This window comes from Vibrio alfacsensis, from assembly GCF_019670485.1.
In the GTDB taxonomy this organism is placed as follows: domain Bacteria; phylum Pseudomonadota; class Gammaproteobacteria; order Enterobacterales; family Vibrionaceae; genus Vibrio; species Vibrio alfacsensis.
In genome coordinates this window covers 22,104-35,126 of sequence record NZ_AP024166.1, presented here as the reverse complement: position 1 = coordinate 35,126, position 13,023 = coordinate 22,104, and the positions used below count along the sequence as shown (strand labels likewise).

The 13,023-nt window shown below is 44.9% G+C and carries 10 protein-coding genes; 6 read left to right on the top strand and 4 right to left on the bottom strand.

Annotated elements, in window-relative coordinates; all coding sequences use genetic code 11:
• Positions 1 to 61: 61 nt before the first annotated feature.
• On the bottom strand, positions 62 to 427 hold the full coding sequence (locus VA249_RS14810) for a DUF805 domain-containing protein (RefSeq protein WP_128812455.1): 366 nt from the start codon (positions 425 to 427) through the stop codon (positions 62 to 64).
• Between the two features lie 161 nt (positions 428 to 588).
• Between VA249_RS14810 and VA249_RS14805 the strand changes: the two genes are divergently transcribed.
• The 3 genes from VA249_RS14805 to VA249_RS14795 are packed head-to-tail and all read left to right on the top strand — an operon-like array spanning position 589 to position 2,575.
• The gene (locus VA249_RS14805; protein ID WP_221071160.1) at positions 589 to 1,041 is read left to right on the top strand and encodes a putative pterin-binding protein; all 453 of its coding nucleotides are present in this window, start codon (positions 589 to 591) and stop codon (positions 1,039 to 1,041) included.
• A 30-nt stretch (positions 1,042 to 1,071) separates the two neighbouring features.
• Positions 1,072 to 2,160 (top strand): GGDEF domain-containing protein, encoded by a 1,089-nt coding sequence (locus tag VA249_RS14800; protein ID WP_221071158.1) that lies wholly within the window; start codon positions 1,072 to 1,074, stop codon positions 2,158 to 2,160.
• 10 nt (positions 2,161 to 2,170) lie between these two features.
• On the top strand, positions 2,171 to 2,575 hold the full coding sequence (locus VA249_RS14795) for a hypothetical protein (protein WP_221071156.1): 405 nt from the start codon (positions 2,171 to 2,173) through the stop codon (positions 2,573 to 2,575).
• 114 nt (positions 2,576 to 2,689) lie between these two features.
• Here the strand turns inward: VA249_RS14795 and VA249_RS14790 are convergent, their stop codons facing one another.
• The gene (locus tag VA249_RS14790; RefSeq protein ID WP_221071154.1) at positions 2,690 to 3,496 is read right to left on the bottom strand and encodes a Cof-type HAD-IIB family hydrolase; all 807 of its coding nucleotides are present in this window, start codon (positions 3,494 to 3,496) and stop codon (positions 2,690 to 2,692) included.
• A gap of 230 nt (positions 3,497 to 3,726) precedes the next feature.
• On the opposite strand from VA249_RS14790, the gene VA249_RS14785 reads away from it, so the two are divergent.
• The 3 genes from VA249_RS14785 (at position 3,727) to VA249_RS14775 (ending at position 8,350) form a co-directional block, all read left to right on the top strand.
• Positions 3,727 to 5,406, top strand: a complete 1,680-nt coding sequence (locus VA249_RS14785) for an RluA family pseudouridine synthase (protein WP_221071152.1) — start codon at positions 3,727 to 3,729, stop codon at positions 5,404 to 5,406.
• Between the two features lie 286 nt (positions 5,407 to 5,692).
• On the top strand, positions 5,693 to 6,769 hold the full coding sequence (locus VA249_RS14780) for a TRAP transporter substrate-binding protein (RefSeq protein ID WP_221071150.1): 1,077 nt from the start codon (positions 5,693 to 5,695) through the stop codon (positions 6,767 to 6,769).
• Between the two features lie 144 nt (positions 6,770 to 6,913).
• Positions 6,914 to 8,350: an IS1182 family transposase gene (locus VA249_RS14775; protein WP_221067583.1), complete on the top strand. Its 1,437-nt coding sequence runs from the start codon at positions 6,914 to 6,916 to the stop codon at positions 8,348 to 8,350.
• 126 nt (positions 8,351 to 8,476) lie between these two features.
• Here the strand turns inward: VA249_RS14775 and VA249_RS14770 are convergent, their stop codons facing one another.
• Together VA249_RS14770 and VA249_RS14765 are read right to left on the bottom strand one after the other, a co-directional pair.
• Positions 8,477 to 9,817 (bottom strand): MATE family efflux transporter, encoded by a 1,341-nt coding sequence (locus VA249_RS14770; protein ID WP_221071148.1) that lies wholly within the window; start codon positions 9,815 to 9,817, stop codon positions 8,477 to 8,479.
• A 194-nt stretch (positions 9,818 to 10,011) separates the two neighbouring features.
• Entirely contained in the window at positions 10,012 to 12,786 is a 2,775-nt protein-coding gene (locus VA249_RS14765; RefSeq protein WP_221071138.1) for a glycoside hydrolase family 3 protein, read from the bottom strand.
• Positions 12,787 to 13,023: the final 237 nt, after the last annotated feature.

Below are 13,023 nucleotides of genomic sequence, written 5' to 3'. Positions count from 1 at the left end.
TTACTTTAGGCCATGAATAGTTACAGAAATTGATGTTTATTTAGCAGTTAACACTTCGTTATCACGCTTTAGGGTTCGCTCCGTACTGGTTCGAGCCCTCCTCACTATCTTGAACAAGAAAGTACAACAGCACAACAATGCCGATAATTGGCACCAACGCGATCAGTGCCCACCACCCTGTTCGACCAGAATCATGAAGGCGTCGAACGGTCACTGCGATGGATGGAATCATGATAAACAGTGCGTAGATCATGCCAAAAAAGCCAAAATTTTCTATATGAACAACGAGGCCAATCAGTCGGTCAATGATCGCCATAACTAAATTAACCAATACATTCACTAAGGTAAAATACCAATATTCCAAGCGTCTAGCTCGGCCACTAAACACAGTGTAATTGAGGATAACCTTATAATACCAATCAAACACAAGTCTCTCCTTGTATATATCTTTAGCCTTGACGAACAATCTTTCAGCAGTTATTTTCCACTCTAATTGGATTCTATAAATCTATAGATTAGCTCAAGCATTTTCTAAAATGCATTTTCATCCCTATACCAAATCAAAGAGGAGTAGCCAGAGCGCAATAAATGAAAAAAACGATACTCACTTTGACTTTGTGCACCCCTATGGTTTTTGCGAACTCATTACAGTTTAGTCAACCTGAAAGTTCCGATGTCATCTTATCTTTAAGCGATTTAGAAGCTTTTCCTGCAACGACATACCACACATCACTTCCTTGGCTAGAACGCCCTGAAAAATTTATTGGGGTTAAGCTCAGCACGTTACTCGTTAGTGCCTATGGTGAAGTGCCAAATACAGTAGAACTCAGAGCGTTAAACGAATACCACGCCTATCTATCCAAACAAGACATTCTTCAATATCAACCGATAGTGGCATACAAGCAAAACGATCATTACATCAAAATAAGACACAAAGGGCCTTACTGGCTGATCTACCCGTTAGCTGAATACCCAGAAATAAATATCAGCCAATACCATTCTCAAATGGTGTGGCAACTAAATCGCATAAAAATAAAATAAGTCGTATAAAAAATAAAAGAAGACCCATAGATGGCCAACCTCAACACGCTCAGCCCAGGACCAATTTCAACGCGAAGCAAAGCATTATTAGTCACTTTTGCTTTAGCATTACTGCTCGCCAACATTGCTTTACTAAAAGAGACTCGAGCGTTAACCCAAACTTATTCTAATCAACAAAACCAAGCCACATGGTTTTTATTCCATCTTTCAAAAGAACTTTCAGAACTCGTCGGAGAAGCTCGACGCTTAAACGAAAGTGTGATCAACATTGATAGTACAGTACTGCAATATGAATTGGCTTGGAGTCGGTTTGATTTGCTTATCAACAACAAAGAAGCGGATTCTTTCTTGTCTCGAGAAGAGGTGCGTCAGTACTTCATTTCACTGTTTGATAAGTTTATCCAATTGGAGCCCATCCTAGTGGAAGCCAAAACCGGCAGTAGTGTCGCGGCAAACCAGTTCTATCGTGCCACTCAAAATCTCTATCTTGAAATGATTGATTACGTCACCCTAAACTTTCGAGTTGCCAGCCCACTGTACGAGCAACAGCAGCAAAAGGCCTACCAGTTACTTCAAGCACAATACATATTGTTAGGCATTTTCGTGCTGAGTGTCGCGATGCTCACCTACTTTTATCAACGTGAATCCAAATTCCATCGCAAGCAGGCTCTAAGTGATCCTCTTACTAACCTCGCCAATCGCAGCGCACTGTTTATCGATTTGCATCAGCGCGAGAAAAGCAGCATACCATTTTCACTGCTGTTACTCGATTTAAACGGCTTTAAAGACATCAACGACACCATGGGGCATCAGATTGGGGACCAAGTATTAATTGAAGTTTCAGATCGTTTAAGACACATGGCGCTGGACGATTTTCGTGTCTATCGTATGGGCGGTGATGAGTTTGCAATTGTCATCAATGTAAGTGAACAAGAGGAAATTGATGAGGTGGCTCACCATATCAATGCGGTGTTTGAAAAACCCATTCAGCATTCTCAATACGTTCGCCACCTATCTACCAGCTTCGGCGTCGCAAGATACCCACATGATGCCGACAATATTGACTTCCTGATCAATATAGCGGATAAGCGCATGTACAAAATGAAATTCCAACGTTAAACGGATAACCATGATGAAAAACTTCATTCGTGCGATTCTATTGCTGCTTATCATTGCCATTGGCGTATTGGCTTGGGTGTTCATCCCATCTCATGAAACTATGGGAAGCAAAACCTTAGAAGAAGCACTCAGCGATAACTACACATTGATCGGTCACCGCATACATTCGACAGATCCAGATGCTGGTAATATGTTTGGCTACTTTGTGGTAAGTAAAGGGCAAAACACGGAAGATCTCGAACCGTTCTTGGTCACCTCTGATCAGTTTATTCGTATGGAGAAAACGGGTGAAAATACACTGGCACTAACCGTTAATGGCCGTATCTACCGCTACCACAACGACTTATGGGTGCAGAAACCAGACGGTACATTGCAACACTGGTTAGTCAGTGCCAACGCCAGTTACGTGCGCTAATAATTCCACCCTATCTCGTCCAAAAAACAAAGCCCCGCAATGAGTGCGGGGCTTTGTTTTAGCGCATATTGATGTTTAAAGCATATTCTCGTTTAAAAATATTTGCGATGAAAATCAATCAGCTTTAAGTACTTTCTCTCGTATCACTTTCATCACGCCAGAATCGCGATTGCTTGGTGCAGAAAAACGCGCGATTTTCTTCACGGCTTCGTGGGCATTTTCCATTGCATAAGAGTGAGCACTGACTTTGAGCATCTCGATATCATTAAAGTAATCGCCAAAAGCCATGGTTTCTTCTGGTCCAAAGTTCATCGTCTTTTGTAAGTGCTTTATCGCCGCGCCTTTTGATGCTTCAGCGTTCATAATATCCAGCCAAATCTTAGCACTCACGACCACTTGATGAGTGCTACCAAACTGCGCATGCATTGATGGAAAAACCAATTCTTCCGTTCCACCAAAGTGACAAATCGCCACTTTAATGAACTCATCTTCCACAGCAAGTACATCAGGCACGTATTCACAACGATGGTAGTATTTTTGAAACTCTTCGAGTGCTTTTGGCTCCTGAGTTTCAATATATGCCGATCGCTTACCGCACAACACAAAGTATGCTCCCTCAATTTCACGCACCGCTTTGACCAATGCGTCAATCTCAACTTTTGGGATCGTACAACTGTACAGCTCTTTATCTTGATACATCACCATTGTGCCATTGTCGGCAACGTAGATCATTCGGTCCTGAATTGGTGCAAACGTATCGCGCAAACTGTAATACTGACGGCCAGATGCTGCCGAGAACATGATGCCCTTTTCTTCTAACTGTAAAAACAGATCAAAGAATTCAGGATCCAAACGACCATATTGATCGAGTAAAGTGCCATCCATATCGGCGGCGATAAATTTAATGCTAGCTTGTGACATGACTCTTGCTCAAAAGGATGCAGCGCAAGTCACTCATTGAATGAAAATCGGCTGCAAATAACAATTATAAACAAATAACAATTATTAAAAATACGTGCAAGTTCATTAAGGTACAGGATCTTGAATGAATCTCAAACCGAAATCCCACTCAACACCAAGCCTCAAGATAGCAATCCAAAGCAAAATAGGTACAATCGCCCCTCAATTTTATTTCGCGCGGACACACACTCATGCACTCGCCTGAACATTGCTTTACTCAGTTTACTGCGGACATTTCTGGTTACGACTTGCCAACGCAGTTTACGTTTCCGTTCTACTATACACCTCACCCTCTTTGTGTCTTAGCTGCTGAGCAATTACAACAGCACCTGATGACACAAACTGATTTCGAGCACGAATTTGGTTTGAGTGATGAACAGAACGGTCGCGGCAAAATGTTCGGTGTATTACTGGTACAAAGCCCGCTAGGTCAGCTTGGCTTTTTTAGTGCATTCTCTGGCAAAATTGCCGATCAAAACTTACTGCCGGGCTTTGTTCCGCCCGTCTTCGATATGCTGACAGAAGAAAGTTTTTTCCGTCGCGAAACGGATGCGATCAATGCAGTAAATGCACAATACAAAGCGTTTGCCGCCAATCCAGAAATTGCACAGCTCAAAGCAGACATTAAAGCCGACCGCGCGGCGTATCTGCAGGCAGAGCAAGCACACCGACAAGTGATGATTGAAAACCGAGCCGAGCGCAAACAACAGCGTAAGCAAGGCGAGCAAAACCTTAGTACGGAAGAGTTAAAAACGCTATTAGATGATTTGGCCAAACAGAGCGTGGCAGAAAAAAACGTCCTTAAGTACCTTAAACAAACTTGGGACGAGAAACTCGCGATCAAAGAAGAGCGTCTAACCACACTAGAACAAAAACTGGCTGCGCTGAAAGAGCAACGTAAAGATCTGTCCAACGCGCTACAACACAAATTGCACAAGCAATATCGATTTCTCGATGCACTTGGTGCAGAACGTGATTTAGTGGATATTTTTGCTCATACGACCAATCCCGTACCACCAGCAGGCTCTGGCGAGTGCGCGGCACCTAAATTGCTGCATTACGCATACAAACATGGCTTCATCCCTTTGGCTCTGGCCGAGTTTTGGTGGGGAGCATCACCAAAATCGGAAGTCCGCCAACACAAAAAGTTTTACCCATCTTGCAATAGTAAATGCCAACCGATATTAGGCCACATGATGCAAGGCTTGAATGTGGCGCCAAATCCACTAGAAGAAAACTGGGCAGAAGATAAAGAACTCGACATTCTTTATCAAGATGACGCAATGGTGATAGTAAACAAGCCATCAGGTCTACTTTCTGTGCCGGGTAAAACCATCAAAGATTCCGCCTACACGCGTTTACAAACAATGTTCCCTGACGTTGAGGGACCCTTTGTTATCCATCGTCTTGATATGGCGACGTCAGGCATCTTAGTGTTCGCTTTAACCAGACGTGCAAATAAAAGCTTACAAAAACAGTTCATCTCGCGTGGTGTGCAAAAACGCTATATGGCAATGCTAGAGGGCGAGTTAACGGAACCTGAGGGTGAAATCACACTGCCAATGCGTGGCGATCCAGAAGATCGACCTCGTCAACTAGTCTGCTTCGAGCACGGAAAGCACGCGGAAACTTACTGGCAGCTTATTGAAGTAAAAGACGGGCGCAGCAAAGTCTACATGTACCCAAAAACAGGCCGCACCCATCAACTTCGTGTCCACAGCGCGCACCATATGGGTTTAAACATGCCAATGGTTGGTGATGGGTTGTATGGCGAAAAAGCGAACCGCCTGCACCTGCACGCAGAGATGTTAGAGTTAGACCACCCTTACAGCAAAGAGCGCATGCGCTTCTTAGCTGAGTGTGAGTTCTAACGAAACCTTAACTGCAAAGTACGCGTTGTGTGCCTGCTTACACGTTAAGGATCGTGACCAAGATGGCACTTTTAGCATGATGATGATTGACTAAACAAACGCACTAAAACGTTTCATTTCCATGTAAACATTGTTGCTTACTAGCCAAATTGGCTAACACCTACCTTTTGACTGGGTTTTCTGTCTTATTTTTCGGCACAGAAAACCCGAGTCCAAATTTGACTAAAAAAGCAACACATTGAAATCTGGTCGGGAGAATACACTAATTATAAGGATGTAACCCGCCATGCCCACCTTACGCTTACTCTTTTCTGCCGCCCTCAGTTTCGCATTTCTTTTTAGCGCTTTTTCTGCCGCCGCTTCAGAAAAAGTCTACCGCCTAAAACTGGCCGAAACATGGGGCCCCAATACGCCCATTTTAGGTGACGCCAGTAAAAATATGGCCAAGCTCGCAAATGAAATGTCCAATGGTCGACTCATTATTCGTATCGATTCGGCCAATAAGCATAAAGCCCCACTTGGTATTTTTGATATGGTTAAATCAGGTCAATATGACCTCGGCCATTCGAGTTCGTACTACTGGAAAGGTAAGGTGCCTAACACGCTTTACTTTTCATCGATGCCATTTGGTATGATCTCAACTGAACAATACGCATGGTTTTATCGTGGCGGTGGTATGGCGCTGATGGAAAAAGTGTACGCTCCCCACAATCTGTTGTCGTTTCCGGGCGGTAACTCAGATATCCAAATGGGTGGATGGTTTAAGAAAGAAATCAACTCACTTGATGACTTACAAGGTCTCAAGATCCGCATTCCTGGCTTTGCCGGAGAAGTGATGGCCAAAGTCGGCGCAAAGCCAGTAAACATTGCACCAGGTGAATTATATACCTCTCTAGAGCGCGGAACGATTGATGCGTTGGAGTGGGTTGGCCCTGCGTTCGATTTAAGAATGGGGTTTCAAAAAATTGCCCCTTACTATTACACCGCATGGCATGAGCCAGGATCTGAAACTCAGTTCCTAGTGAACAAAAAAGTATGGGAAAAGCTGCCTGCCGACCTTCAAACTATCCTCGAAACGGCGTTTCGTGTTGCGGCTTTTGATATGTACACACAAGCGTTGGACGCAAATGCAAACAGCTGGGCAACCATGAACGCAGAATACCCAGATATTAAAGTTCGTGACTTTCCGCCAGAAGTGCTCAACGCAATGCAAAATGCAACTCAAGCCTTGCTGCAAGAACAAGCAAGCAACGACCCTTTAGCCAAAGAAATCATTGAATCGCAACAACAGTATTTAAACAAAATTCGTGCTTGGACGGACATTTCATCCAAAGCCTATTTAGACGCAAACTCCAATCAATAAATTCTGTACCCTTAAATACACAGAGACACAAATTACGCACATAAAAAAGGCACTGAACTTCAGTGCCTCAGACTGCTGACAAAGGTCTAGCTTTCAAGCTAGACCTTTGATCTAATAGGGGTATCGAAATATGGATACTCCGACATGCTTCAAGAACCGACTCCGCAACAATACGAACTGGAAATGGTAACGATGGAACAGTTGGTTCCTAAAGACCATTTAGTGCGTAAAATCGATAATGCTATCGACTTTGAATTCATTCGTGATGAAGTCGCTCATCTTTATTGTAAAGATAATGGGCGTCCACCTGTTGACCCTGTTCGTCTCTTCAAAATCATCTTACTTGGCTACATCTTTGGCATAAAAAGTGAGCGTCAGCTCGTTAAAGAAATTGAAGTGAATGTCGCTTACCGTTGGTTCTTACGGATGTCATTAACAGAGAAAGTCATTCACGCATCTACTCTCAGCCAAAACCGCATTCGTCGCTTTAATGGCACGGATGTATTCGAACGTATTTTTATTAATATCGTAGAGCAAGCCATATCGAAAGGTTTGGTCGCGGGTCAAGAGCTCTTTACGGACAGTACTCATCTCAAAGCGAACGCCAACAAGAATAAACACACCAATAAAGTCACGGCGGTTCGCGCGAGTGCCTATCTTGATATGCTGGATGAAGACGTCACGTTAGACCGAGAAATAGCGGGCAAGAAGCCGCTTAAGGCTCGCGGATCAGAGTCAAAAACAAAGAATACTAAAACCAGTACTACTGACCCAGAGAGTGGCTTCATGACTCGTGATAATAAGCCACAAGGCTTCTTCTATCTCGACCATAGAACCGTTGATGGTCAACACGGAATTATCCTCGATACCTATACCACTGCAGGTAACATCAATGACTCACAACCTTACGTTCAACGCTTAGATTACACGCTTGCCACATTCCAATTGAACCCGATAGCTGTTGGACTGGATGCAGGCTACTTTACCGCCCCAGTGGCGGAGTCACTTGAACGTCGAGGTATTCTTGGCGTGTTCGGTTATCGACGCCCATCGAGAACGAAAAATACATTCAAAAAGAAACACTTTACTTACGACGCACAAAGAGACAGCTACCAATGCCCGAATGGTCAGGAGTTGCTTTATAAAACCACATCACGTGATGCCTACCGAGAATACCATTCAGACCCCAAAGAGTGTGCGTTCTGTCCAATGAGGAATGACTGCACTCAAAGCAAAAACATGAAGAAAGTGATTGCTCGGCATATCTATAGCGATGCAGTAGAGAGAGCAAATCAAATGCGGCTCTCTTCCTACGGAAAAAAGACTTATCGACGTCGAAGTGAAACCGTAGAACGGAGCTTCGCAGACGCCAAGCAACATCATGGTCATCGTTATGCTCGCTTTCGAGGTCTAGCCAATGTGCAAATGCAATGTTGGTTGGCAGCAGCAGCTCAAAACATCAAGAAGATAGCGTTGGTGATGAGTTATCTACGAAAAATGGGCTTAAACATGGCAGAAATAAGGCAAATACTTGCTTCTGTATGCCTATGTAATGAATGGAAACTTCTGCGCACGATATAACAAAAAATATCGCGATCGCGACCTACGGTCGCTTCCAAAAAAGAACCCCGCTTAAAAAGCGGGGTTCGTCATCAATCTGAGGCACTGAACTTCAGTGCCTTTAACGTTTTATATGTCAGAACCGTCTTAACTAACCTTAAACTTGGTCCAGACTTGCGAGCGCCAGCGTCTTGCCATGATGATGCCACGTACCCATTCATCCAAGGCCATTGCCATCCATGCACCTAGCACGCCATAACCCATATGAATACCAAAGATGTAGGAGAACAATACGCCGAATCCCCACATGCTTAAGATGCCCATCTGTACCGGAAATTTAATATCTCCCGCCCCTTTCAGCGCAGAGATAAATATCAGGTTAAATACTCGGCCCGCTTCAAGCAGAATAGAGCCCATGATCAAAGACCCAGTCAAAGCCAAAATCTCGGGTTGATCGGTAAACACACGCAATATGTCTTCTCTAAAGAGATAAATCAACGTGGTTGCCGTGGTTGAAGCAATAAAGCCCACCACAAAATAAATTTGTACGCGCTTGAGGATGCTTGTCACCCATCCTTTACCAATGTAATAGCCGGTCTGGATTTGTGCAGCCTGACCAATCGCTAAAGAAAACGCGAACGAAAAACGTGCGATATTTTGCGCATACGTCAGCGCCGCCAATGAAGAGGTGCCCATCTGCACGACAAAATAAACGATGCAAATCTGCGCCATATTGTATGACAGCACTTCACCCGCATTCATACCGCCTATTTTGAGTATTTTCTTATACACATCGCCCGGAACTTGCTTGAGCTTAGACATCGGCACTTCAATGCTGCTGCGTGACAAAATCACACCAAGCATAATAGTACCAATCACTTGGCTCACCACCGTTGCTACCGCCACACCTTGCACGCCATATACAGGTAAACCAAATGGCTGGTACAGGGCAATGTAGTTACCCATAATATTGAACACACCACTGATCAGGTTCACTACCATCGGAGAACGAGAATAACCATGGCTACGCAATATCGTGGTAAATACAATACCCATGGTGACGTTAAACGTCATCGCACCGCTGATCAGCAAGTATTCTCGAGCGTAGTGCTCAACTTGCGCTTCCAAACCGTAGTAAGGCAAGAAGAATAACGCACCAATCACCGCAAGCACACTGAGCAAGACACCAATGATCACAGACAACGCAATACTGGCAACACCAACGTCGACCGAGTCTTTCTCTCGCCCTGCCCCATTGTACTGGGCGATCAATATCCCCGTTCCGCTGCTGACGAACGTCGAAACAATGATAAGGAAAAACGTAAGCTGAGTGATAACACCGACCGCGGACACGGCTTTATCGGAATATCCACTCAGCATGAACACATCACTGGTTCCTAACGCTGTCCTTAGCAATATTTCTACAAGTATCGGCCAAGCCAACGCCACAATGGACATGCGTTGGTTGATGTGTTGGCTCTTCGGCATTTTCTGACCTTTCTTAAAACTAAAAACTGCTCCACAGAGAACTGTGAAGCAGTTTGCATTATTGACTGATTTTCTGCGCGGATTGTATAACTTTTGTTCGCAAAGTCACGCTACTTTTATGGGTATTCCGATAAAAATTTGCTCGTATTATCCCATCAAGAAACAATCCATAAGCTTAAGTTATTCTTTGTCGCTTACTGCTTCGTCATAATGATTTTTTCTAGCTCAAGGCCTGGCTTCACAAAGTCAATATCCAATGTATAAAACCCTGGATTGAGCTTCACTTGTAGGCCCTCTACCGTAATCAATTCACCATCCGTTCCGTGCAGTGCTAGCGTCATGCTAAATTCACTATTTAGGAACAAACTGCACGAAGATTGAGCCAACGAATCTCGCTCATACTTCATTACACCATCAAATTGATACACACCTGACTCACTCACCTCAACCACGACCGATGCATTAGTCTTGGTATTCAAGACAATGTGCTGATTGATAGGTTGTACTTGATCTCCCGTCGCTTCTTCTAACGCAACGAATGTCTTAATTGGCTCATACGCTTTCAGAGGGCGATCCATTACTGGTGCAGCCATAATAAAGCGGCAGATATTCATCGCACTGCGTTGCAGCTCACCAATGGTCAACGTGCCATTTTCCAAAGCAGCCAGTGTATCATCACCCATCGCATTGCTTTCTGCGCCGTCATTTCCTACCACCATATAAAGATCATTTTGCGCTCGCACCATGAATGAGGTGAACGTTTTGCTTTCTTCGCCAGCTTGCACCGGATCGTTCATCTTCGCCCACCAGTCCGTCATCACGATCCCAGTGTAGCCCCACTCTCCACGCAAAATGGTGGTATTTAAGTCATAGTTCGACGCAGCCCAATGACCGTTAACTGGGTTATAGGACGTCATAATGGTGGTGGCTTGACCTTGTTTCACTGCCATTTCGAACGGTTTAATATGCACTTCACGCAGCGCACGTTCAGACATGATGCTGTCCACATCTACGCGAGCCGTTTCCTGATCGTTCGCCGCATAGTGCTTAATCGTCCCAGACACGCCGGCGTTACTCAAACCACGCGTTTGCGCAGCGGCCATCACCCCCGTCATAAATGGGTCTTCAGAGAAATACTCAAAGTTACGACCGTTTAACGGATGACGATGAATGTTGATCCCAGGGCCAAGTAACGTATCAATTTGGTTAGCGCGTAATTCTTCGCCGATAAGGTAGAACAACTCTTCGTTTAACGATTCATTCCAAGTACAACCTAACAAGGTGCCAATCGGTACTTGCGTGGCCTTGTGACCGCTGTCCATACGAATACCTGACGGACCATCAGCCGCCGCAGCGACCGGAATTCCCAATTCAAATAGGCTATCGCACACACCACCAAATGCAGCCGCCGTTCCCGGAGTTACTTTCGGGCTGCACATCCCCTCACCACGTACGATCGTGGCAAGCTGCTCCGGTGTCATCTGAGCAATGAATGTTTCTAAATTGGCCTTGCCCTCTTTTACATCCATCAGCGTGATGCCTTGATGGCCGATAATTTCTTGGCTGCGAGGCATATTAGCTTGAATACGTTCTGCCAAATTCACCGTACGTTGTGGTGCTGCCTCATAGCTCACTTGGAACACACCATTGTCATTTTTTTGTGCTGGCTTGATGCGTTCAAACTTATGGATAGGTGCACAAGCTTCACTTAGCGCTTCAATTACCAACAGCGCTTCTAGATCCAATGTTGCTGCAATAGTTTGAGCATGACGCACACTACCACCCAAGCAGAACTGATAAGTCCCCGCTTCTAAAACGTAGCAACTGCGATGACCCGTCACGCCGCTATCGTCATAAGAGACCAAAGATGCAACCGGTACAGAGACTCGGACTTGCTCATTCGCACCTGGTTGAATAATTTGTGTTTTGGTAAAGCCTGCAAGTACTCGTGATGGCTTACCGAGCTCCCCTTGCGGTGCTTCAACATACAGTTGTACAACCTCTTTACCGGCAAACTCTTTGCCAAGGTTGGTCACCTTGATATCAAAGTGAATAACCGCATCAGCTCCCGCACCTTCGATCTTAAACGTCACTAATTCGCGTTGAAATTCGGTATAAGACAAGCCAGCACCAAACTCAAATTGCACTACTTCTGGGTTGAACGTTTCAAAGTAGCGATAGCCAACATAAATGTCTTCTGCGTAGATGTTTCGATCAGTTCGACCAAAGTTTGCAGACGATGGGTAATCCGCAAGATGATACGCAATTGAATCCGTCAATCGACCACTTGGTGACTGATCGCCAGAAAGCACATCCGCAAGACCATGGCCGCCTTCCATACCCGCAGCCCAGCTGTAGAGTACGGCTTTAATGGAACCATTATTTTCCACCGTATTTAACCAAGCCATGTCCATGATGTTGGTCACGTTCATGATGACGATCACGTCTGAGAAATGGCGGTTCACTTTCGCGATCATGTCCAACTCTTTCTCAGTCAGACGGTAACTGCCCGCTTCATCCGCGTTGTCTTGATCTTCTCCAGCAGTACGACCGATAAAAACCACGGCTTTGTTCGATTGAGCCGCCGCTTTCGCCACTTGCTCATCACTCAATGGCATTTCTTCTTGGAACCATGGTTCAGCCGCCCAACCACCGCCGCCATCATCAAACGGGTGGTCTGCAATCCAATCTTGATAGGTTGTAACAAGGTCTTCATTCAGACGAATCTTTCCGTTGGCACGTAATCCTTCTAACGCACTGATCGCGTAAGGTACGTTTACCGCACCACCCGATCCTGTACCGCTTCGATAAGTATTGATTTGGCAACGACCAAACAGGGAAACCGTATCTTGAGAGCGAAACGGTAACACTGCATCGGAATTCTTAAGTAGGACAATCCCTTCTGCTGCCGCTTGTCTGCTCACAGGGGCAAGATTTTTTTGCGCTTGGCTAATTTGATTATTGTTCATATACAACCACACAACGATTCACTTTTGTTTCAGATTGGAACGTGAGCTTCCATGACGACACTGTCAGAAAGTCACCATAATTGGCATTGATGTTTCTTATTCGTTTCTGTCGAGATTGCGCACGTTGAAAATGCTACAGGCGCGACAAAAACAGCTAAGAATCACCGATGATTATTCGTTTTTCTATGTGGAAATAGTATGCTGACCTAGTGTGCCATTCTACCAAAATGGCGACAA